Origin of the sequence: Streptomyces sp. NPDC049915 (assembly GCF_040656475.1) — a bacterium.
Lineage (GTDB): Bacteria > Actinomycetota > Actinomycetes > Streptomycetales > Streptomycetaceae > Streptomyces.
This window is the reverse complement of sequence record NZ_JBFAMH010000052.1, coordinates 1-21,672: the sequence shown is the minus strand read 5'-3', so window position 1 is coordinate 21,672 and position 21,672 is coordinate 1. Positions and strand designations below refer to the sequence as shown.

Annotated in this window: 20 protein-coding genes and 6 pseudogenes; 10 read left to right on the top strand and 16 right to left on the bottom strand. The window is 68.4% G+C overall.

Annotated features, from left to right (window positions below; all coding sequences use genetic code 11):
- From AB0J12_RS38680 to AB0J12_RS38670, 3 genes are all read left to right on the top strand, one after another.
- Positions 1 to 163: DUF1330 domain-containing protein (locus AB0J12_RS38680; RefSeq protein WP_363269493.1), on the top strand; the 163-nt coding region annotated here is incomplete at its 5' end.
- A gap of 45 nt (positions 164 to 208) precedes the next feature.
- The gene (locus AB0J12_RS38675) at positions 209 to 349 is read left to right on the top strand and encodes a hypothetical protein (protein WP_363269495.1); all 141 of its coding nucleotides are present in this window, start codon (positions 209 to 211) and stop codon (positions 347 to 349) included.
- On the top strand, positions 342 to 653 hold the full coding sequence (locus tag AB0J12_RS38670) for a hypothetical protein (RefSeq protein WP_363269494.1): 312 nt from the start codon (positions 342 to 344) through the stop codon (positions 651 to 653). Before AB0J12_RS38675 ends, AB0J12_RS38670 begins: the two co-directional genes overlap by 8 nt.
- Positions 654 to 710: 57 nt before the next feature.
- Here AB0J12_RS38670 and AB0J12_RS38665 read toward each other — a convergent pair.
- The 5 genes and pseudogenes from AB0J12_RS38665 to AB0J12_RS38645 all read right to left on the bottom strand — a co-directional run.
- Positions 711 to 1,261 (bottom strand): annotated as a pseudogene (locus AB0J12_RS38665) (IS5 family transposase); the annotation flags it as partial.
- A 341-nt stretch (positions 1,262 to 1,602) separates the two neighbouring features.
- Positions 1,603 to 2,124 carry an amino acid transporter gene (locus AB0J12_RS38660; RefSeq protein WP_363269491.1) on the bottom strand — a complete coding sequence of 174 codons (522 nt, stop codon included), beginning with the start codon at positions 2,122 to 2,124 and terminating at the stop codon, positions 1,603 to 1,605.
- A 170-nt stretch (positions 2,125 to 2,294) separates the two neighbouring features.
- Positions 2,295 to 2,813 (bottom strand): hypothetical protein, encoded by a 519-nt coding sequence (locus AB0J12_RS38655; protein WP_363269490.1) that lies wholly within the window; start codon positions 2,811 to 2,813, stop codon positions 2,295 to 2,297.
- A 160-nt stretch (positions 2,814 to 2,973) separates the two neighbouring features.
- Positions 2,974 to 3,516: pseudogene (locus tag AB0J12_RS38650) on the bottom strand (helix-turn-helix domain-containing protein); the annotation flags it as partial.
- 111 nt (positions 3,517 to 3,627) lie between these two features.
- Positions 3,628 to 4,971 (bottom strand): IS630 family transposase, encoded by a 1,344-nt coding sequence (locus tag AB0J12_RS38645; RefSeq protein WP_363269489.1) that lies wholly within the window; start codon positions 4,969 to 4,971, stop codon positions 3,628 to 3,630.
- 214 nt (positions 4,972 to 5,185) lie between these two features.
- Here AB0J12_RS38645 and AB0J12_RS38640 point away from each other — a divergent pair, with 214 nt between their 5' ends.
- The gene (locus AB0J12_RS38640) at positions 5,186 to 6,169 is read left to right on the top strand and encodes a hypothetical protein (RefSeq protein ID WP_363269488.1); all 984 of its coding nucleotides are present in this window, start codon (positions 5,186 to 5,188) and stop codon (positions 6,167 to 6,169) included.
- Between the two features lie 860 nt (positions 6,170 to 7,029).
- Positions 7,030 to 7,188, top strand: coding sequence for a hypothetical protein (locus AB0J12_RS38635; protein ID WP_363269487.1), 159 nt, complete (start codon positions 7,030 to 7,032; stop codon positions 7,186 to 7,188).
- A gap of 29 nt (positions 7,189 to 7,217) precedes the next feature.
- Here AB0J12_RS38635 and AB0J12_RS38630 read toward each other — a convergent pair.
- The 9 genes and pseudogenes from AB0J12_RS38630 to AB0J12_RS38590 all read right to left on the bottom strand — a co-directional run bounded on the left by AB0J12_RS38630 (position 7,218) and on the right by AB0J12_RS38590 (position 15,782).
- Positions 7,218 to 8,422: pseudogene (locus AB0J12_RS38630) on the bottom strand (IS3 family transposase).
- A gap of 216 nt (positions 8,423 to 8,638) precedes the next feature.
- Positions 8,639 to 9,823: a sn-glycerol-3-phosphate ABC transporter ATP-binding protein UgpC gene (ugpC, locus tag AB0J12_RS38625; RefSeq protein ID WP_363269486.1), complete on the bottom strand. Its 1,185-nt coding sequence runs from the start codon at positions 9,821 to 9,823 to the stop codon at positions 8,639 to 8,641.
- Positions 9,824 to 9,910: 87 nt separating this feature from the next.
- A complete protein-coding gene (locus tag AB0J12_RS38620; RefSeq protein ID WP_363269485.1) occupies positions 9,911 to 10,744 on the bottom strand; it encodes a carbohydrate ABC transporter permease in 834 nt (277 codons plus the stop codon).
- Positions 10,744 to 11,694 carry a sugar ABC transporter permease gene (locus AB0J12_RS38615; protein ID WP_363269484.1) on the bottom strand — a complete coding sequence of 317 codons (951 nt, stop codon included), beginning with the start codon at positions 11,692 to 11,694 and terminating at the stop codon, positions 10,744 to 10,746. The genes AB0J12_RS38620 and AB0J12_RS38615 overlap by 1 nt, the downstream gene beginning before the upstream one ends.
- Positions 11,695 to 11,764: 70 nt before the next feature.
- A complete protein-coding gene (locus tag AB0J12_RS38610; protein WP_363269483.1) occupies positions 11,765 to 12,973 on the bottom strand; it encodes an ABC transporter substrate-binding protein in 1,209 nt (402 codons plus the stop codon).
- Positions 12,974 to 13,412: 439 nt separating this feature from the next.
- Positions 13,413 to 13,877, bottom strand: a pseudogene (locus AB0J12_RS38605) (helicase associated domain-containing protein); the annotation flags it as partial.
- A pseudogene (locus AB0J12_RS38600) lies at positions 13,867 to 14,294 on the bottom strand (MFS transporter); the annotation flags it as partial. The pseudogenes AB0J12_RS38600 and AB0J12_RS38605, both read right to left, overlap by 11 nt.
- Before the next feature lie 95 nt (positions 14,295 to 14,389).
- Entirely contained in the window at positions 14,390 to 15,214 is an 825-nt protein-coding gene (locus tag AB0J12_RS38595) for an alpha/beta hydrolase (RefSeq protein WP_363269482.1), read from the bottom strand.
- Positions 15,215 to 15,296: 82 nt separating this feature from the next.
- Complete coding sequence (locus AB0J12_RS38590) at positions 15,297 to 15,782, bottom strand: cupin domain-containing protein (protein ID WP_363269481.1); 486 nt, start codon at positions 15,780 to 15,782, stop codon at positions 15,297 to 15,299.
- Positions 15,783 to 15,934: 152 nt separating this feature from the next.
- On the opposite strand from AB0J12_RS38590, the gene AB0J12_RS38585 reads away from it, so the two are divergent.
- Together AB0J12_RS38585 and AB0J12_RS38580 are read left to right on the top strand one after the other, a co-directional pair.
- Positions 15,935 to 16,543 carry a TetR/AcrR family transcriptional regulator gene (locus AB0J12_RS38585; RefSeq protein WP_363269480.1) on the top strand — a complete coding sequence of 203 codons (609 nt, stop codon included), beginning with the start codon at positions 15,935 to 15,937 and terminating at the stop codon, positions 16,541 to 16,543.
- Between the two features lie 868 nt (positions 16,544 to 17,411).
- Positions 17,412 to 18,101 carry a transposase family protein gene (locus AB0J12_RS38580; protein WP_363269478.1) on the top strand — a complete coding sequence of 230 codons (690 nt, stop codon included), beginning with the start codon at positions 17,412 to 17,414 and terminating at the stop codon, positions 18,099 to 18,101.
- Here the strand turns inward: AB0J12_RS38580 and AB0J12_RS38575 are convergent.
- Together AB0J12_RS38575 and AB0J12_RS38570 are read right to left on the bottom strand one after the other, a co-directional pair.
- Positions 18,043 to 19,041 (bottom strand): NAD(P)/FAD-dependent oxidoreductase, encoded by a 999-nt coding sequence (locus tag AB0J12_RS38575; protein ID WP_363269492.1) that lies wholly within the window; start codon positions 19,039 to 19,041, stop codon positions 18,043 to 18,045. The two genes, AB0J12_RS38580 and AB0J12_RS38575, sit on opposite strands and share 59 nt — an antisense overlap.
- Before the next feature lie 215 nt (positions 19,042 to 19,256).
- Positions 19,257 to 20,072, bottom strand: coding sequence for an oxidoreductase (locus tag AB0J12_RS38570; protein ID WP_363269477.1), 816 nt, complete (start codon positions 20,070 to 20,072; stop codon positions 19,257 to 19,259).
- 202 nt (positions 20,073 to 20,274) lie between these two features.
- Here AB0J12_RS38570 and AB0J12_RS38565 point away from each other — a divergent pair, with 202 nt between their 5' ends.
- From AB0J12_RS38565 to AB0J12_RS38555, 3 genes and pseudogenes are all read left to right on the top strand, one after another.
- Positions 20,275 to 20,898, top strand: a complete 624-nt coding sequence (locus AB0J12_RS38565) for a TetR/AcrR family transcriptional regulator (RefSeq protein WP_363269476.1) — start codon at positions 20,275 to 20,277, stop codon at positions 20,896 to 20,898.
- Positions 20,899 to 20,975: 77 nt separating this feature from the next.
- Positions 20,976 to 21,227, top strand: a complete 252-nt coding sequence (locus AB0J12_RS38560; RefSeq protein WP_363269475.1) for a hypothetical protein — start codon at positions 20,976 to 20,978, stop codon at positions 21,225 to 21,227.
- Positions 21,224 to 21,460: pseudogene (locus AB0J12_RS38555) on the top strand (recombinase family protein); the annotation flags it as partial. The gene AB0J12_RS38560 and the pseudogene AB0J12_RS38555, both read left to right, overlap by 4 nt.
- Positions 21,461 to 21,672: the final 212 nt, after the last annotated feature.

Below are 21,672 nucleotides of genomic sequence, written 5' to 3'. Positions count from 1 at the left end.
CGTCGCCCACGAGGCCGGAATCACGCAACGCGTCGTTCTGATCGAGTTCGACAGCTTTGAACAGGCCGTCGCGGCATACGAGAGCGAGGCATACCGGAAGGCGCTGGTGGCCCTCCCCGACGGCTACGAGCGCGACTTCCGCATCATCGAAGGCATCGACTGACCGGCGTGTCCAGCCATCGCTGCATCCGTCACCTGATACGCACACGTGCTGAACGACGACTCACGAGAGGAGTTCGAAACAGACGGGTTCGACGCGCTTGTCCTCGGCCTGCGGCTCGGGCTCGGGCAGGCCGACCAGTTCGGCAAGCAGAGCACAGCTGGCGTAGTGCCGGGCCGTCTTGCGTGACCAGACCGACCGAGCCGGCCCCACCCGCGTGCAGTCGCTCTACGACTACTTCTCCGGCTGCTTTGAACGCGCTGACAAGGTGGGCTTCGCCCTCGTTGACGGCAGGGAGTTCCTCGGCTGGATCCATGAGGTGACGGAGGATCGCATTCTGTTGGCCCGGGCACCCAGTCCGTTCTACGCCCAGGCCAACGATGGGGAGGCGTGGGCCCCCGAGGACGAGTGGGTGGCGTTCACCGCCCTGGTTCTTGAGTCGATCGCCAGCTACGACCCGTCCGTACCAGGGTGGGTGAACTACCTCAGCTGAACGCCCCGGCAACCGCACGGGTGGGAAGGTTCCGACGCCGGGGCAGGACCGCCGGCCCGGCCGCGGCACCCGGATCTGTTCCAGCACAGGGATCAACTGCGGGGCGTCCCCCCACTGGCCGGGCGTGATGACGAAGGCGAGCGGGTGCCGTCCGCCCTCACCCGCCAGGTGGACCTTGCAGGTCAGCCCGCCCCGTGAGCGGGCCCAAGGCCTCGTCAGAACGGTGCCGGACGGGCGAGCTCCGACTGTTGAGGACGTTCGGCGAGCGGGAGTGAGCACCTGCTGCGTGCTGATGAGCCCGACAGGAGGTGGAGTCCACGCTGACCATGCTCCAGTCGATCCGGCCCTCGGCATCGGCGTCGGCCTGGACGGCCCGCAGGATCCTCTCCCACGTGCCGTCCGCTGACCACCTGCGGTGCCGGTCACAAACCGTTTTCCACTTCCTGAAGCGGGTCGGCAAATCCCGCCACGGCAAGCCAGTCCGCTGCCGGAACAGAATCCCGTTGATCACTCGGCGGTGACTCCCACCGCCCACCCCGGCTCACCGTCCTCGGCAGATGCGGCTCCAGCCGAGCCCATTCCTCATCAGTGAGATCACCCCGCCCCACGCCGACCGAAAAGAGCCACCATACGAGTCACGTGACCCATTGGACAGGACCTAGCCAACTCCAGCAGGCGGGCCTCGGCACCTTCCTGACGTCGTCCGGCGCATCGCGCAGGAGCTTCGGTCACAGCAGTGATCATCACGGCCGGTCCAACGACACCGGGAGGACGACGTCGTGGTGCTGCGCTCGCCCCATTCTGCCGGAGCCCCACCGCGAAGACGGCCGACGCCGGCGGGCACGCAGACAGCCTCGACGGCGTACCTCTCGGCCAGGCAAGGCCCGGTTCGCTCCCGACTCGCCCATCCGAGAATGGACCGAGTACCCCACGGCGGCGTGATCTCCCTTCATCGCATCGGAAACCGCTGCTCGGGCAGGAGGTTCACACCGAACCGCTCCTGCAGGGCAGTCATGTCTCGGCGGTCCTCGTCATCGAGCTCGTACCCCGTGTGACATGCCACCTGGCCCTGCGCTGTGAGGCACCGCACCGGCTCGCCCTGAAGGGTTCCGTTCCCGCTGAACCAGGCGGCCTCGTACACCCACACCTCGCCGTTCTCCATCGTGTAATTGCCGTTGCCCTCCCCGTCGAACACCACAGGGTGGACATCAACGCTCCTGCCCTCCTGATCGCGCAGGACGAAGCATGAGGAAAGGCGACCCTCCACAACGGCGAAGCCCAGGCCCCGCAAGGCCTCGACCGCCTCCTCAACCTGGTCGACCCGCAAGATCAGGTCGACATCCTTGTGCGGCCTGGTCTGCTCGCCGAGGAGAGCATCGACTCCCCAGCCGCCGTCCCCGAGCCACACCGCCACACCCTGCGCCTGAAGGGTCCTGATCACAACCAACGCGTTCGTAGCATCCATCATCATCACGCCAGTATCGCCATAGACCCGACGGACGTCGTGAGAAGCCGTATCTCAACCGATCTTGGAACGTGTAGGTCGAGCAGGGGTGCTGGTTGAGTGACCTGCCGGTGGTGAGCAAGGCCGTCCTCACTCTGGAGAAGCACCGACGGAGAGACTTGGTGTGCTACTCAGCCTCACTGTCGTCGGAGTTGGTCCACGAAGGCGACACCACGCCAGGGCGACGGACCGCCGAGTGTCTGGGTGAGACGTTCCTGCGAGGGATGCAGTGAGCGTCGGGCCGCATTGACGAACTTCAAGTGCCCCTGCTCCAAGGCGGCGTGGATCGGTCGGAGCTCCTCAAGATCCGCTGGCTGACGATCGTGGAAGAGAATGGTGAAATCCTCGATGACATCGCAGAGCTGGATAGCTGCTGCGGCCGCCTCGGGATTCGCCACCAAGCTCAGCGACTGGATCGAGGCATTGAACGGTCCCCATGCGACTTCAGGTCTGCGCCGTTCGAGGAACGCCTCACGCAGCTCCATCTCGACGGCGCCGAAAGCTTGCAGGAACCTCTCGTACGCGGACGTCTGTGTCTCCTGAAGCCACTTTCGATTCTCGCTGCGCCGCCCCACGACCCCGCCTGCAACGACGCCCACGATGGTGGCGGTGACACCACCTGCGGTGGATATCAAGAGCTCCCATGGAACAGCCATTTCAAACCCCCTGGGTGGTTGTCAGAAGCCGTGTCAACCGACCTGCATGGAGACAGGGCCTCCTGGTAGCTCGGGGGTGCGACCCGTTCCGAGAGGTTCCCGGAGGCCCTTTTGTCGTTGTTGTACGCACCCGAGCCCGTCCTCTTCCACTCGAGGCGCAGATCCGGTCGGGGAAGCGGTGAAGGACCTCCTCGATCCGGTCCAGCTTCGCCTCGCGGTCGGGGTCCGGCGACTCCTTCCACGTCTTGGTTCGCTGGAAGGTGATGCCACGGCGGGCGAGCAGGCCGCGTAACGCCTCACGGCCGATGAGGATCATCCGGCCGTGAACCTTCCGCAGGTAGGCGACGAGCTTGCGCAACGACCAGCGGGTGAAGGGCTGGCCGAGTTTGGTGGGGCGGGTGGTGGCCGTCTGGACGACGAAGTCTTCCTCGTCAGGGCTGAGTAGGCGGGGACGGCCTCCCGCCCACCGAGGGTCCAGACAGGCCAGGCCGATCTCGTTGAACCGGTGGATCACATCGCGCACGGTGTCCTCGTCGGCCTGGACCAGCTGGGCGATCACCGGCACCCGGTTCCCGCCGGCCGAGGCCAGCAGCATCATCGCGCGCCGGTAGCGCACCGAGTTGGTGCTGCCCCGGCGCACGATCTGCTGCAGCTTCTGCCCCTCCTGGTCGGTCAGTCTGCGCACACGGACAGGCTCGGCCACCGCACCTCCAGCGTCGGATCGGACGTCACCGCACATCCAACCGCCACGACCACCGACCCGGCGAACCTATGCGGTCAGAGCACTAGTGTGCTGCGCCAGAAATCCTGAGGGTTAGTTCTTCTCTGTTTTCTGGTCGGTGGTTCCGACCTTGGTGAGGTAGTCGGCAAGGGAGTTGAGGATCTCGTCGGCTGTCTTGGTCCAGGTGAAGGGTCGCGGGTTGTCGTTCCAGGTGTTGACCCATGCGGTGATGTCGTCCTCCAGGGCCTTCACGGAGGTGTGGACGCCGCGGCGGATGAGCTTGTCGGTGAGCAGGCCGAACCACCGCTCGACCTGGTTCATCCAGGAGGAGCCGGTGGGGGTGAAGTGGACGTGGAAGCGGGGGTGTTTGCCGAGCCAGGTCCTGATCTCGGCGGTGTTGTGGGTGGCGTAGTTGTCGCAGACGAGGTGCACGTCGAGCCCGGCCGGCACCGCTTTGTCGATCCGGATCAGGAACTTCTTGAACTCGATCGCCCGGTGGCGGCGGTGCAGTGCCGATATGACGGTGCCGTCGGCGATGTTGAAGGCGGCGAACAGGCTGGTGATGCCGTGCCTCAGATAGTCGTGGGTGCGGCGTTCGGGCATGCCCGGCATCATCGGCAGCACGGGCTGGGACCGGTCCAGCGCCTGGATCTGGGACTTCTCGTCTACGCAGAGCACGACCGCCTTCTCGGGCGGGTGGTGGTACAGGCCGACAACGTCGACGACCTTGGCGACGAACTGCGGATCGGTGGACAGCTTGAAGGAGTCCTGCAGGTGGGGCTTGAGATCGAACCGCTTCCAGATGCGCCCGATCGTCGACTTCGACAGGCCGGTGCGCTGGGCCATCGAAGCCCGTGACCAGTGGGCGTCCTGGCCCGGGAGCGACTCCAGCGTGGCCACGACGACCTCCTCGACCCGGTCGAGGAGGATCGAAGGCGGCCGGCCCGAGCGCGGCTCGTCCTGCAGACCATCGAGGCGTTTTGCGATGAACCGGGCCCGCCAGCGGTCCACGGTCGACCGGTCGATACCGAGGTCGGCCGCGGCCTGCTGGTTCGTCCCGCCCTCCGCGCAGCGCAGCACGATCTTGGCCCGCAAAGCGAGGAACTGGGCGGTCTTGGCCTGCCGCGCCCACTGCTGCAGCTGCCTGCGCTCAGCATCGCCGAGGATGAGGTCGGCCTTCGGTCGACCGATCCAGCCGGCGTCCTCAAGCCCGGCCATCCGCTCTGCGGCGAACGCCCGACGCCACTTGCCGACCGTCTTGGCCTGGACACCGACGAGCCGCGCGACACCCGCGTTCGACATGCCGTCAGCACACGCCAGGATGATGCGGGCCTTCTCGGCCGAGCGCCGGTGCGGCAGCTCCGTCCGGCGCACCAACTCGACACGCTCGGCCTCGGACAACGTGATCGCCACAGCAGACGGTCCCGAATGCGACATGACAACAGGGTACTTACTAACCCTCAGGATTTCTGGCGCAGCACACTAGGTCCAGGAGTACGGCGGTACGGCGCCTGCTCACCAACAGCCTGCGCCCGAAGGATGACGGCTGGACCGCGCGAGGCGCTGGTCGACCGATCCCAAGCGTTTCCTGGCGTCGCTGCTCCGCATAAAACGCGTTCCGACTCCCCAAATGGACCTCTACCGTGGGCCTGTGACGACGAACGACCTGTGGCGGCCTCTGTCCGAGCGGGCTGGCTCACCCGCGCCTGCCCTGCGAACTTCAGTCTCCGGGGCGCTGGAGAACCAGCTCCGGCACTGGACCTACCGCGCGATCAGCCAGGACTCCACCCTCGTGGACCGCATCGTGCTGCGCTGTGACCTGCGCGAGTACCAGGGATGCCGGCGACACCGCGTGGTGGAGGGGGAGGAACCACCCGACGATTACGATCCGCGGCTGGATCACCTTGCCTACTGCACGTCTGCCGCGTCACTGCCGGATGTCGTCGACGCCTGGCTGCACCTGACCGCGCCCTCCGCCCCCGCCAAGGTGCTGCCAGCGGTTCCGAACCAGCCCGCGACCAAACTGGAGATCTTTGCGGCCGCCGTGGGTGGGTTGAGCGCAATGCAGCCCCGTTCCCTGCTGCGCCGTGAGCTGCAACAGCTCCTGGACGACGGCAGGTCGGCGTACACCCTGCGCCCCGATCAGGCGGGCCTTTGTCAGCGCGTAGACCCGACGGCGGAAGCGCTCGCCGAGGCTGCCGTGGCCAGCGCGGGCCGGGACCCGGCACGAGGGTCGGCCGGCGCCCACCTGAGCCGGGCCTGGGCGGCCGCGTACGCCCTGCATCCAGATCCCGTGAAGGCGTACAGCGAAGCGATCAAGGCCGTCGAAGCCGCAGCGCACGCGACGGTCGAGCCGAACAACCGCAAAGCCACCCTAGGCTCCATGATCAAGGTCATGGAGAACACCCGGGCCCGGTGGGTGGTCGGGATCGGCCACGAGCCCAGCAGCGTCGGAGCAGAGACGGTCGAGCGGATGATGCGTCTGCTGTGGACCGGGCAGACCAGCCGACACGGCGGCGCGCACCCCACACGCGATGAGACCGTCGCCGAAGCGCGGGCCGCAGTGAATCTCGCCGCCGCCCTACTGAACTTCTTCACCGACGGCATCCTCGCCAAGAAGCCCTCACCGTCCTGAGCTTCCACCCCGGGCGGCGTCGGTCTTGCTACTCATGGCACGGATCGTAGGGCTCCGACGGGCGCGGAGTTCGGCATAAGCCGCGCCAGGGCACTGGCTCTCTCCGCCGGCGCCGAGACGTCTCGCACGCGAGACATCGGCCCGGCCTCCGCGGCCGCGCTCGGGCTACGGCCTGCCCCAGCGAGCCCTGATCGCCTTCTCCGCCCGCACGGACGCCGTCACGGAGCTGATCACCGCCGCCTCTGGCTGACTTGATCACGGTGTAGGCGCGCCGTCGACCCTCTCATGACCGGCACCGTTCACTGGTGTGCTGCTCACGGCACTCCGCGCTGGGCTGCGAGGTGACGGTCGGGGCGACGGTTGCGAGCGTCGTGCCCAACTGGCATCGCGCCGGTCGAGGACTGATCGGCCCGCGCTACCCTCTGGGCCATGTCAGAGACCAGGCGGAGACTGGTGCGGGCCTTTTGGGCCGTGGACCGCCTCCTTGGCGGCGAGCGCCCACCAACACGCACACAGAAGTTCGCGGCCCGGCACCCGGTCTTCATGTCACTTCTGACCGGAGCAGTGTGGACTAGCTACTTCCTGTTGCTCCCAGACGTGCAGCCGTCGGACTATGTCGTCGCACCAATCGGGAGCCTTCTGCTCGGCGGGATCCTCGGGCTCACGGCGTTGTACGAGAGGCGGCGGCAGCGTCGTCTGCGACGGCTGGGGCTGTGGGACGGCTCGTGAGAGAGCCCTCCAAGGTCACGATCTACAGCTGGGGGACCCCCGACACCGGACGCGCCGCGGTGGGACGAGCCGGTGCGCGGCCATGGCCGACGGTTGGTTACAGTCCAACGACCGGCCAGGAGGGAAAGGCCGTGGACGAGCCACAGATGGACGCCGCGGCCGTGAAGCCGCGCCCTGGCCGCTATCACCTCGCCATGACAGCGAACGGGCGAGTCGTCATGCACAGCTGGTGGAACAGCCAGCCGATCGCCCGCACCAAGTTCACCCAGCTCGTCGGCGAGCAGGGATGAGGTTGCTCCCGGGGAGTGGACACCGGGTTTCATGCGACGAGTGACAGCGTACGGGTTGTGATCAGTTGTTGTTCGATCTCGGCTGGTGTGAGGTTGCCGAGCGCGGAGTGGCGACGGCGCCGGTTGTAGTACGACAGCCAGCGGAACAGCTCGAGCCCGGTCTGTGCCTTCGAGGTCCAGCGACGGCCGTGGAGCAACTCGCGCTTGAGGCCCTGGAAGAACGACTCGGCGAGGGCGTTGTCGTAGCTCGAGCCGACTCGGCCCATGCTGCGGCGGATGCCGTGTCGGCGGCAGACGTCGGCGAAGGCGGCCGCGCTGTACTGGGCGCCCCTGTCGGTGTGGAAGACGACGCCGTGAACCCGGCCGCCGCGGTCGGCCACGGCCATCTCGATCGCGTCGGTGACCAGCGAGGTGCGCATGTGGTCCGCGATCGACCAGCCCACCACCTTCCTCGAGCAGAGGTCGATCACCGTGGCGAGATAGAGCCAGGTCGGGCCGACGGCTATGTAGGTGATGTCGCCGCACCACCTGGTGTTCAGGGCGTCCGCGGTGAAGTCGCGCATCACCACGTCCGGCGCGGGCGGCGTGGCCCTGTCCGCGATCGTCGCCGCTTCTTCTTCCGCAGGTGCCGGCCGGCGATGTGGTTGATCCGCATCAGCCGGGTCACGCGCTTGCGGTTGATCCTGCGCCCTCTCGCCCGCAGCTCGGCATGGACACGTGGGGCGCCGTAGCATGGTGCTCGGCGTGGATGGCGCGGATCTCGCTCACAGTCCGCTTCTCCTCCGCCTGGCGCTCGGCGCGGGCCTGCTCGGTGGCCAGGTGCCGGTAGTAGCCGGCGCGGGACGCCCCGAGCACCCGGCAGATCCGCTTGACGCCGAAATCGGCGCGGTTGTCGGAGATGAAGGCCCAGCGGCGGGGCTCACTTCACCTCCCGTGCGAAATAGGCGGCTGCCCGGCGCAGGATCTCGCGCTCCAGCCGCCACTCCTGCACGGCCTTGAGCAGCCGGGCATTCTCCGCTCGCAGCCGGGCCAGTTCCTCCGCCGCACTGACACTGCCCTCGCGGTCCTCGGGCACGGCTTGGGCCTCGTCCTTACGGACCCACGTCCGAAGCGACTCCGCGGTGATACCGAGATCCGCAGCCACCGCCGCGTACGTCCGCTTCCCCGCCGCGGCGCGGTAGAGCGCGACAGCGTCCTTCCTGAACTCCTCCGGATACGGAGACTTGCGTCCCACCTGGACATCCCTCCCTGGACCATCAAGATCCATTGTCAGGGTGTGCACTCCCAAGGATCAGCCTCACTCAACGCTTGATCCCCGCCTCGTGGCAGGCGCGTTAGCGGAAAATCCGCGCACAGGGATTCCACGGGAACCACCAGGCTTTTTACGCCTCTGCGTCCGAAGCCTGCGAGGGGCTCACCGGCAGCCCCGCAGAGCCGCAGGGGTGTTTCGTCAGTCGGCGTTGTCCGGATGCGAGAGGTTGACGCCGGTGGCCGGGGCGAACACATGCGCTTTGCGCATGTCGACGCGCAGTTCGAGCGGTTGGCCTTCGCGAGCGCGTGTGGCGGCGTCCAGGCGTGCCACGATCTGCTGGACGGACGCGGCGCCGGTGTCTCGCAGGCCCGAGTCCGTGGCGAGCTCCTCGAGTTCGGCGGCCTGCGCGGGCCCGCCCTCCTCGGTGAAGTACACGTACACGTCGGACCCCAGGGACTCCAGCACGTCCACGGTGGCGGTGACGACCGGTCCGCGCCCGTCATGCGCCAGGGCCGCGTCCTCGAACGCCTCGGGCCGTAGTCCCACGATGACCTCCCGGGGTGCGTTGTGCCGCTGCAGTGCCTGCCTCGTACGGTCCTCCAGAGGCAGGTCCCCGATGGCCGAGTGCAGGATGCCGCCCTCCATCGTCGCGTTGAGGAAGTTCATCGCCGGGGAGCCGATGAAGCCGGCGACGAAGAGGTTGCGCGGGAAGTCGTACAACTGCGCCGGTGTGCCGACCTGCTGGACCACTCCCTGCCTCATGACCACGACGCGGTCGCCGAGGGTCATCGCCTCCGTCTGGTCGTGGGTGACGTACACCGTGGTGGTGCCCAGGCGCCTCTGGAGCCGGGAGATCTGCGTGCGCATCTGTACGCGGAGTTTGGCGTCCAGGTTGGACAGCGGCTCGTCCATCAGGAACGCCTTGGGGTCGCGGACGATGGCCCGCCCCATGGCCACACGCTGGCGCTGGCCGCCCGAGAGGTTGGCGGGCTTGCGGTCCAGGTGCTCGGTCAGGTCGAGAACCCGTGCGGCCTCCTCGACCTTGCCGTTGATGGTGGCCGTGTCCACCTTGGCCAGACGCAGCGGAAAGCCCATGTTCTCCCGGACGCTCAGATGCGGATACAGCGCGTAGCTCTGAAACACCATGGCCACGTCGCGCTCCTTGGGAGCGAGGTCGTTGACGACCCGGTCGCCGATACGCAGAGTGCCCTCGGTGATGTCCTCGAGTCCGGCGATCATGTTCAGGGTGGTGGACTTGCCGCATCCGGACGGACCGACCAGGATCACGAACTCGCCGTCGGCGATGTCGAGGTCCACGTCCTTCACGGCGAGGGATCCGTCGGGAAAACGCTTCGTGACTCCCTCAAGGATGATCTCGGCCATCGGTGGTGCCTCCTTGCCTTCATGCCTTCCGGTCCGGGTGTCGCGGCCGGTGTCTCGGACGGGCGGGCCGCCCGCGCGGCCCCCAGGTCACCCCTTGACCGCTCCGGAGGTCAGTCCGGCGACGATCCGCCGCTGGAAGAACAGAACGAAAACGATGATCGGAATGGTGATCACCACTGCCGCGGCGGCGATCGAACCGGTGGGCTGCTGGAACTGCGAGCTGCCCGTGAAGAACGCGATCGCGGCCGGCACCGTACGCGCGGCCGTGGTGGAGGTCAGCGAGATCGCGAACAGGAAGTCGTTCCAGCAGAAGATGAACACGAGGATGGCCGTGGTGAATACGCCCGGCGCGGCCAGCGGTGCGATGACCAACCGGAACGCCTGCGCGGGCGTGGCCCCGTCGACCTTGGCGGCCTTCTCCAGGTCCCAGGGGATCTCCCGGAAGAACGCGGACAGGGTGTAGATCGCGAGAGGCAGCGAGAAGGTCATGTACGGGATGATCAGCCCGATCCAGGTGTCGAAGATGCCCACGACGCGCTCGATGTTGAACAGCGGTGATACCAGGGAGATCGGCGGGAACATCGCGATGAGCAGCGACATCCCGATGAGTACCCGCTTGCCCGGGAACCGGAGCCTGGCCACTGCGTAGGCGGCCATGGTGCCCAGCACCACCGCGATCACCGTGGAGATCAGGGCGATGCCGATTGAGTTGATCAGGGCTCGGGTGAACTCGGAGGTCTGGAAGATGCCCTTGTAGTTCTCCCAGCTCCACTGCCGGGGGATGTAATTGCCGTCCGTCAGGGTGCTGGGCTCCTTGAACGACAGCGCGGCGATCCACCACACCGGGAACAGGGCGTACAGGATCACCACCACGTTCACGACGGTCCATTGGGCGGCATGCGTCTTTCCGACGGTGGCCATCAGCGTTTCACCTCCGCGCCGGGTGCGGCCGTGCCGAACAGCTTGACGAACGTGAAGGCGATGATCCCGACGCAGATGAAGATGAGTACCGAGATCGCCGACCCGATGCCCAGGTTCAGCGCGGTGAACAGGTTGTCGTAGCCGAGGATCGACACGGAACCGGTGTCGTGGGCGCCCGCGGTCAGGATGTAGATGTTGTCGAAGATCCGGAACGCGTCCAGCGTGCGGAAGAGCAGCGCCACCAGGATGGCCGGTTTCATCAGCGGCACCATGACCCTGATGAAGCGCTGCCAGCCGGTGGCGCCGTCCACCATGGCCGCCTTGAGGGTCTCCTCGGGGACCAGCGCGAGTCCCGCGAGCAGAAGCAGCGCCATGAACGGGGTTGTCTTCCACACTTCGGCGAGGACGATCAGCCACAGGGCGGGCCATTGCTCGGTCAGCGGAGCGGATCCGCTGGGCAGCAGCTCGGCGAGGTACCCGAGGTTCGGTGTCCACGCGTACTGCCAGGAGAAGGCGGCGACGACGGTGACGATCCCGTACGGCACGAGGACCGAGGTGCGGACCGTCCCACGCCCGAAGATCGCGCGGTGCATCACCAGGGCGATGCCCATGCCGAGGACCAGCTCGATGGCGACGGACACCACGGTGATGAACAGCGTCACCCAGAAGGCCTGCCACCAGAACGAGGAGGACAGTACCGCCCCGTAGTTGCTCAGCCCCACGAACTTCGCCTGCGCCGGGAAGCGCAGGTCGTACCGCTGGAAGGAGAGGTAGACGGCGTACCCGATGGGATAGGCGGTCACGGCGAGCATGACGAGGACGGCCGGCGCGCACAGCAGCCAGCCGAGCCGCCGCTCCTGCCGGGCTCCCGCCGAGAGCGCCGCCCGGGTCCGCCGCTCCTGCTCCGCCTCGGGCGGCGGCGCTCCGCCCGGTTGGGTCTGTGCGCTCATCTCGGCCCGCCGCGAGAGCAGGCCCGCGCGCGGGGGCGCCGGCGGACAAAGTGGTGCGGGAAATGGGGGCTCACGGGATCACACCCTTGGATTGCAGAGCGTCGTCGATCTGGTCCCTGATCGTCTTGACCGAGCTCTCAGGCTTGATCCCGGACGGCGGGGACAGCGTGTGGGAGACCGCGATCGAGACGTTCTGGTAGGCCGGAGTGAGCGGGCGTACGCTCGCCGACTCCAGGGCGGTCAGCACTTCCTTGGCGAACGGGTACTGCTTGATGAAGGACGGCTCGTCGTAGAGGCCGCGCAGAGTGGGCGGCAGACCGCCTTCGAGTGCCGCGGTGAGCTGGTTCTCCCGGTTGCGCAGGCACAGGGCCGCCTCGAAGGCCAGCCGGGGGTGGGGCGAGTAGGCGCTCACGGCCAGGTCGATCCCGCCGATGGTGGGCCGTGCCGGGCGGTTCGCGTCGACCCGGGGGTACGGCGCCCAGCGGAAGTTCTTGAACAGCGCCGGATTGTTCGCCTTCATCGACGGATAGACGAACGGGTAGTTGAGTTCGAACGCCGCCGTCCCCGACTCCATGGCGAGTCGGTTCTGGTCCTCCATCTGGTTGGACAGGGAGGGGTCCGCGGCCGGGGATCTCGCCAGGTCGCGCATGACGGAGGCGGCCCGCACCGCGGGAGGACCGAGGGACGGCTTGGTGGCGGTCTTGTTGAGGATGGAGCCGCCCGCGCTGTTGATCAGTGTGTTGAACCAGACGGTCAGGCCCTCGTACTGGGCGCCCTGGATCTCCACGAAGTGCGGTTTGCCCTTCTGGGCGAGGCCGCGGGCCATGGTCAGCATCTCGGCCCAGGTCTTGGGCGGAGTCGGCACCAGATCCTTGCGGTACCAGAGAAGCTGGGTGTTGGTGTTGTACGGGACGGCGTACAGCTTGCCCTTCCACATCGAGGTCTGCACCGGCACGCGCAGAGTGCCCTCGAGAGCCTGTCGCTTCCCAGCCCCCGTCCACTCACGGATCCAGCGGGCCTCGGCGAACTCCGCCGCCCAGGTGACGTCCAGGCCCAGGATATCGAGCGCGTTGTCCTGGGCGGCCAGTCTGCGGACGAGTTGCTGGCGCTGGCCGTCGGCGGCACGCGGCAGCTTGTGGTAGATGATCCGGTAGCGCCCGTTGGATGCCTTGCTGCACCTGCTGGCCGCCTTCTGGAGCGCCCCCGAGTCGTCCGGGAAGTTGTACCAGTCGATGCCGACCGGTCCGGAGGCTTCGCCGCCACCACAGGCTGCCAGCACAGACGCGAGCAAAGGCAGCACGGCAATACCTCGCAGCCGTCGCGTCCGCACGGAAGGCACCTTCTTTCCGAGAACCCGCTGAAATCCGAACCCGCGCACGCGGCGACACCCCGTTTTCCGAGACGGTCGGCACGGGACTCGACCCTGTAGTGTTTCGCTCCCTCGTCAACACTAGACATCCCAGAACATGACCTATGCATAAAAAGCCGCCACGACACCCATATCAACCAAAAACACCCTGCACTGCCAACCAGCCGTCCGCGTAACGCGACGGATGATCCTCGCTGGTCGAGGGCCGACCGCCCACAGCCGCCGGTGACGACCTCGACCGCCCCGCCGAGCGCCGCTACTCACCCACCGCGCCATCTGGAACAGCCCGGGGCAGAACACCGAGGCCGCGTAGGATCCGGGGGATGCAGGCGCCGGGCTGATGCCACTCGGGGCTCCAGTCCTCGTCCACGGCCTCCAGCGCCGTCTTCCACTCGGGGTGGCCCTCCAGCGCGCCAGGGCGGCGGAGGTTGGACAGCCATTGCCCCACCGGCCGGTCCAGCGCCGTGGCGGACCGGGGCGCGCACAGCGTCCAGTGCTGCTCGTAGTAAGCCTTCGCGGCCTCCAGGTTCTCCTGGAACCGCTCATCCGCCAGCGACCAGACCATGCCCAGCTTCTCCAGCCGTCGGGCGCGCAGGCCGCTCATCTGCCCCGCCCCGTACGCCCGTCGCTGCTCCGCGACCCACTGCCCAAGGGGGTACGCGCCCTCCTTGTGCCCGTACGGAACCCGGGCGTGAAGCTCCGTGAACTTCTTGAGTGCCGCCCAGCCGCGCGCCCAGTCCTGCTTCTCCGTGTCGATCACGTTGAAGCTGACCCAGTCCGCGACCATCACCGGGTCACGCGGATACGCCGATCGCGCGTGCTCGCTCGCGGGGCTGGGTGAACTGTTGGTGAGGATGGCCATGGCGACCGGGGTGAGCATGCAGCCGCCCAGTGCGTGCACCATCCGGAAGACCACCACCCACCCGAGCGTCGGTGCCAGGCTGCACAGCAACGATCCGCCGGTGAAGACGAGGAGCCCGAGCCGGAAGATCCGGCGCCGCCCAACGCGGTCGGCCGTGGAGCCGGCCAGGGTCAGGAGCGAGGCGAGCACGATGGTGTAGGCGTCGAGCGTCCACTGCAGGCCGGAGACCGAGGAGTCGAGGTCCCGCTGTATGGCGGGCAGCGCGACGTTGAGGATGGTGGTGTCGAGGCTGACCAGCAGCACGCTGAGGCAGCACACGGCCAGGACGATCGACTGCCGCCGCCGGGCGGCTTCGGACGGTGCGTGCACTCCGGCCGGTTCGCGTACGTCGGATGCCTCCGGCCGTTCAGGCAGTTCTGACGCTTCGGGTGCTTCCAGGGCTTCGGACACGAGGTGGCCCCGGATCAGCCGGTGGGCCGGTTGGTGGCGTGGGCGTCCGCGAAGTCCCAGATCAGCGGCAGGAGGTGGCCGGGAGTCTCGACCTGGGGCATGTGACCGGTGCTGGGCAGCAGTTCGAACCGGGCGCCGGGGATGGCTGCCGCGTACGCGCGTCCGTAGTCGGCGTCGACGACCCGGTCGCTCTCCCCCCAGGCGACGAGGGAGGGCACCGTCGCCTTGGCCAGGCGCTCGCGCAGGGTGGGGTCGGCCATGTTGTCCGGGCCCGCGTAGATCTGCAGCGCGGTGCGGTTGCCGGCCATGACCGCGCGCTGTTCGTCGGAGAGTGAGCTCGGGTCGAAGCGGAACTTCGAGGGGTCGTGGAAGGAGAGCCGGGACAGCTCGACGGGCGTAAGGGGGAAGGTGTCGGCGACGGGGTGGCCGGGGACGTCGATGCCGACAGCGTTGATGAGGGTGACGCTGGTGATGCGGTGGCTGCCGAGCGCGGCGATCTCGGCGGTGATCCACCCGCCGATGGAGTTGCCGACGACGGCCACGTCCTCCAGCCCGAGCACTTCGAGCAGGCGTATGTACGCCTGGGCCAGGGTGGTGACGTCGGTCAGCCAGTCGGGGCGGGCAGTGCCGCCGAAGCCGGGGTGGACGGGGGCGAAGACCCTCGCCGGCCGCTGCTCGGCCAGGAGGTGGGCGAAGGGCGCGACGGTCTGGGGGCCGCCACCGCCGTGCAGGAGCAGGAAGGGGTGTCCCTTCTCGCCGTGGAGGTCGACGCCGTGGAGGTCGACGGTGACGTCGAGGTCGCCCTCATCGAGGGTGACGGTGTGGGTCGTGCTGATCACGATGGTTCTCCTCAAGTGGACGGTGCTGGACGGGGGTTGGGCAGTCGGTGCGTCGAAGCTGGCGATGGGGAGGTGCCGGTCGTCACGCGAAGTCGGTGGCGGGGACCGTGGCGTAGCGGCTCATCACCGCGACCGTCGACTCCGGGTTCAGCTCCTGGCCGTCGGCGATCATGTCCCGCAGGTCGCGGAAGTACTGCACGTACAGGTCGGGCGTGAAGGTGTTGAGCATCACCGCCGGTTCGTCACCGAGGTTGGCGAAGGTGTGCGGGGCGCCGGGCGGGATCATCGCGAGAGTGCCCGCGGGGGCGATGTGGGTCGTCTCGCCGACGGTGAAGTGCACGGTTCCGGAGACGACGTAGAAGCCCTCGTCGTGCTGGGCGTGCCGGTGCTGGGGCGGGCCCTGGGTGTGCGGGGCGATGGTGATCTCGCCGATGCCGAGACGGTGCCCGGTGGTGCTGCCGTCCTCCAGGATGCGCATCTGCGTCGGGCCCAGGCGGATCGTCTCGCCGCCGTCGGGGCCGACCACGGAAACCTCGGTCACTGCGGGTTCCTTGCTCGTGTCGTTCATGGCCCTCTCCTCACATTCGTGAGAGTCCGCTCTCGCGAACTCTCGAGGATGAAACTAGAGGGTCGACTGTCATTGCGCAAGTGAACTCTCATGACGAGACCTGGCAGTGGTAAGGTGTTCCCGGATGTACAGGCGGGAATGAGGATGTACCGATGGCGACGACGCAGACCGACACCGGCCGCGCCAACCAGAAGAAGCGCACGCGTAAGGCGATCGTGCAGGCCGCCCGTGAGCTCATCGACACGGGCAGCGAGGTGACGATGCCCGAGATCGCCCGCGCGGCCCTGGTCTCAGAGGCCACCGCCTACCGCTACTTCCCCGACCTGCCCTCGCTGATCAGCGAGGCCCTGGCCGGTGCCTGGCCGGCCCCCGCCGAGGCGCTCGCGCCGGTCGCGGACTCCACCGATCCCGTCGAACGCGTCGCCTTCGCCTGCGAGTTCCTGCTCCGCGGCGTACTCGCCCGCCAGGGATCGGTGCGGGCGATGATCTCGGCCACCATCACCCAGCCCGCGACAGCGTCCGCGCGCCCCGGAATCCGCTTCGGCCTGATCGACAACGCGCTCGCCCCCCTCGAAGGCACGCTGGGGGTGACGGATCCGGAGGCGTTCGCCCAGCTCAAACGGGACCTCGCTGTGGTCGTCAGCGCGGAGGCGCTCTTCACGCTCACCGACCTGTGCGGGCTCGCTCCACAGGCCGCGGTCGCCAGCGCCGTACGCACCGCCACCACCTTGACCGAGGCTGCGGTGCGCCCGATCCCGTAGGGGCCCGGAGGCTGCCGCTCCATCCTGCCGTGCCTGGCGCGGGGCCGCGCTGCGCAGTCGGGAGCGCCGACCGCCCGCTGCCGGATGAACCGGCAGTCCACCGCGCGGAGGTCGCGGCACAAGCCGGTCCGCGACCTACGGCCGTCCTTCACCTCCGCCGGCTCCCTGCGTCAGCCTGCAGACTCCGCGCCCGACGCAGGCAGGCGGGGCGGCAACGGGTCGGGCCGAAGGTTGCGATCAACCAGTCCCGAGCCACGGCGCAGGGTCTTCTGGTCGCCCCAAAAACAACCTGACGGTGACCTGGCGCTTCATCAGGGCTCGTATGCGATCTCTCGGTTTTGGGACAGTGGGTGAGTGACAGCGGGCTTGGGTGTGTTGCTGCTGGTCAGTGGTGGTTGAGGGGGTTGGCCACTGTTCTGGACGCGAGATTTCTGTGGGGTTTCGCTGTTCCAGGGGCGTTATTGCATGAGGGGTGATGCTGTCTCAGTTTTGTGAGTTCTGATCTGCTGGCTGATGGGTGTTGGTGTGCTCAGGGGTGTGGATCAGGGAGAGCAGGACCCGGCTCCGGAAGGGGTGGGTGGTGACGCGAGTGGGGCTTTGCCGGCTGTGTCGGTTCGGGCGTTGCGGGGACCGGCGGTGCGCCGTCTGCTGGCCCTGCGGCGGGAGGGGAAGCTCACCACTGGGCGGGTGAGGGCGGCGGCGGACGTGCTCGGGGTGCGGGAGCGTGCGCTGTGGCGGTGGCTGGCGGCCGCCGAGCGGGACGAGGCTGGGCCCTGGCACCGGGGAGCGGGCTGCCTATCCCGGGCGATTCACGGTTAATGATGAGGTCCGGGCTCTGCTGGGGCTGTGGAAGGGGAACGTCGCGGCGGTGCACCGTGAGCTGACCGCCCGTGCGGCCAGGGGTGAGGGGGAGCCGCCTCCGCCGATTCCGACGCTGCACCGGGCGATCCGCCGTGATCTGACGCCGGGGGAGCGGGCCGGACTTGCGGGAGGGGAGCGGGCGGCGCGCAAGCACGATGTGTTCCTGGCCCGGCCGTGCTCCTGGCGCAACCAGGTGTGGGAGACCGACCACATGCAGGTCCCGGTGCTGGTCGATGTCGACGGCAAGGCCCGCAGGCCGTGGATCACCTGGTTCACCGACTGCGCGACGAACGCGGTCACCGGTGTCGCGGTCACGCCGGGGGATCCGTCGCGGGAGTCGGTGCTGGCCGCGCTGCGCTCCGCGGTCCTGCGCGAGGACCCCTACGGTCCGTTCGGTGGTCTGCCGGAGAAGGTGCGGGTGGACCGCGGCAGGGATTTCCTGTCCAGGACGGTGACCGCCGCGTTCGATCTGTTGGAGGTGACGGTGGAGGACCTGCCCGCCTACGCCCCTCACCTCAAGGGCACGGTCGAGGGCTTGAACCGGGCGGTGGAGCCGATGCTGCTGGCCGCGCTGCCCGGCTATGCCCGCCAGCCCCGCCCCGGCAAACGTGAGATCATCGTGTGGCCGCTGTGGGGCTTTACTCGGCGATCCTCTGGAGGGCCGCGTCGGTGTCCGCGGTGGCCAACATCCTGTTGATGTAGTCGCCGGCCAGTGCGCCGGCCGCTGCGGAGGCCCCGACCTGGGCGACCGGATCGGTGGCGTTGCCGGCCACCCACACACCCGGCACCTCGGTGGTGCCGGCCATGCCGGAGGCGAAACCGCGGCCCATGTTGTTCGGCAGGTCCTGCACCGGCAGGCGCAGACCTTCCAGGCCCTGGGTGCGGGCCTGCATCTGCGGGGCGACCGCGAGGACGCGGCGGGCCACGACCTGGCCGTCGGCCAGGCGCACCCCGGCGAGGGCACCGTCCTGGTCGTTGACGACCTCGGTGACCGGGGTGTCGATGACGCGGATGCCGCGGGCGGCGAAGCGGGCGCGGCTGTCCTCGTCCAGGTCGGTGCCGTGGGTGAAGTAGGTCAGGTCCTCGGTCAGCTGGCGGAACAGATACGCGTGGCCGATGGAGGCCGGGCCGGTGGCGAGGATGCCGATGGGCTCGTCGCGCATCTCCCAGCCGTGGCAGTACGGGCAGTGCACCACACTGTGCCCCCAGTGCTCGGCGAGCCCGGGCACCTGGGGCAGCACATCCGTGAGGCCGGTGGCCACCAGGATGCGGCGGGCGGTGATGCTGCGGCCGTCGGCCAGGGTGACGGTGAACCGCAGGTCCCCGTCCGCCGACGGGGCGGCGGACTCGGCCGAGACCACCACGCCGTGCACGACGCGTCCGCCGTACTGGCGCACCTGCTCCCGGCCCCGTCGAAGGATCTCGGACGGCGGGGTGCCGTCCAGGACGATGAAGCCGTGCATGGCCTCCGCGGGCGCGTTGCGCGGGGAGCCGCTGTCGATCACGACGACCGAGCGGCGGGAGCGGGCGAGGATCAGTGCACCGTTCAGCCCCGCGGCGCCCCCGCCGATCACCACCGCGTCGACGGTCCCCTCGGCCAGTGCGTCGCTCGCGTACGGAGGAGTCGCCACAGCCATGGCCTCCTGCCTTTCCTTGTCAGTCATGGTTCGGTCAACCCTTCGAGTTCTGGGTGGTCGGAAGGAGGGTCGGCTGTTCAGGAAGCCCAGGATGTGGTCGGCGACCGTCGTGCGCTGTTGTGGAGAGTCCGGCCCCGAGGAAGATGCTCATGCCGGCTTCGGTGTCTCTGGTGTTGGACACGTGCGACTCCTCAGGCGCCGGGTGTACTGCCGAGTCAGCCCGCCAGTCGGTTGAGCTTGCGGATCTGGCTGTCGAAGGCGCGCGAGGGCACGATCCGGCGCAGGACGCTGACGCGTCTGGCCATCGAGCCGGCGGTGTACCGGAGCCTGGGCTTGGAATCGGTGGCGGCCGCGACGATCACCTTCGCGACAACGCCCGGGGCGTCGGCGTTGCGCACGGCCGTGGCCAGCATGTCCCGGGAGACCTCCCGCTGTGCGGCGTAGGCCGGGAGTGGCGAGTCGGGTGCCATGCTGCTCGCCTCGAAACTCGTACTTGTGTAGGCCGGCTCGACGAGCAGCATCCGGACGCCGTGTTCGCGAAGCTCGTGGTCGACGGACTCGGAGTAGCCCTCGACCGCATGCTTGGTGGCGGCGTAGACGGCCATGAAGGGGGCTGGGATCAGACCGAGTACCGAGGAGACGTTGACCACGCGGCCGCTGCCCTGGGCGCGCATGTGGGGCAGCACTGCGTTTGCCATCCGCATCAGGCCGAAGACGTTGATGTCGAAGACCTCCATGGCCTGGTTGATCGAGCTCTCCTCGCCGGCGCCGACCGCGCCCACGCCTGCGTTGTTGACCAGGACGTCGATCCGGCCGAACCGCTCGATCACCTCCTCGACCAGGGAACGGACCGACGCGTCGCTGGCCACGTCGAGATCCAGGAACGTCACCCCGGCGAGCGGCTCGGCGTTCGCCGCGTTGCGGCTCGTGCCGACCACCGCGAAGCCGGCGCCCACCAGGGCGAGCGCTGCCGCCCGACCGATCCCGGAGGAGGCGCCCGTCACGAGGGCCACTGGGGGAGCTGTCTGCATGGTGGTTCCTTCGGTTGTGGGCATGGCTTCGCCGTGCGCTGCGCGGGGTCGCCTGCGCTCAGGTCGACACCGTCCGCACCGGTCCTGCAAGCCCGGACCAAACCCGTCCGGTGAGCCCAGGAGTTGTGTACTGAACAGTCCTGAATCTAGACAGTTCTGTACTGAGTTGTCAAGAAAGGCGGGTCGGCTTTACCTTCTGTGTATGGCGAGACCACGAAGCTTCGACCGCGACCACGTCCTCCATGCCGCCGAGCGGCAGTTCCGCGCCGCGGGCTACAACGGCACGAGCGTCGACGACATCAGCGCAGCCACCGGCCTGGGCCGCGGCAGCCTCTACGCCGCGTTCGACGGCAAGCACGGCGTGCTGCTACAGGCGATGGCCGGGTACTTCGCCCGGCTGGGGCAGTTTGCGCCGCAGGCGCTCGCCGGACCGGACGAGGGTGCCCTGGAACGACTGCACGGGTACTTGCTCCGCGCCGTCCACGGGGTGCCACTCGCCGCCGACATACCCCCCGCTCCTGACCGGGCGGCGGCGGCCTGCTTCGCCGCCAAGATGGCCCTGGAGATCGGCGCCTCCGACCCCGAGGTGGAACGCCTGGCCAACGACTGCTTCTCCGTGCTCGTGACGGCGGTGGCCGAGTGCGTGCGAGCGGCGCAGCGCAACGGCGACATCGACCCCGACGCGGATCCCGACGACCTCGCGTACCTTCTGCTGACCGTCATCCGCGGGACCGATGTCGTAGGCGCGGTCGGCCACAGTCCCGCCCGCTTGACCTCGATTGCGGAGAGCGCGTTCGCCTTGCTGCCTCGCCCGCGCCACCGCTGAGAAGGGCACGGCCGGCCTCGTTGCGCAGGCATCCGAAGCGGACCAGGCGAACGACGTCGTGGCCGCGCTGCTCGCGCATGCCCGACACCAAGGGGGGCACACGTGATCCCGCTGCCGCCGCACCGTACGAAGGGCTCGGGGTGCTCGGAGCCGAACGCCCTGGCCGGATCGGCCCGTTCGGCTCCCTGTTGATCTTCAAGAAACCTTCGTTTGTTGACGATCGCCGATCCAAGATCGAAAAGACCCCCAGGGCCTTCAAAAACTCCTTCAACAACCCGGGTGGTTCAACAACCCCGGGCCACCGTTTTCTGTCAGAATTCCGGGCGTGAGCACGCCACTTGAACCCGACCCGCTCGAACTCCTGGTCGCCGAACCCGCGCGCCTGACCGAGATCCGCATCGGATACGCACGGGTGTCCACCGGCGGACAGAAGCTCGACCGCCAGCTCGACGCCCTCACCGCGGCCGGCTGCCGCAGGATCTTCGCTGACAAGAAGTCCGGCAAGGACGACCTGCGTCCCGAGCTGAAAGCCTGCCACGCCTTCCTGCAGAGCGGCGACACCCGCGCGAGCCGCTACGAGCCGGGCTCCTGGCGCAGGTCCAGGTAGCAGCGCAGCGCACCCCCGGCTGGCCGCGCTCCCGGCTCGTGCGGTCCGCGGCCGCGACCTCCACCACGGCCGGCCCCTGTCCCAGGGAGCCTGGCCGGGAGCTACTCCAGGATGCCGAGCGCGGTGTCGTGGCGGCGGGGAAGGGGTTCGCCGCGTCGGTCGGCGGT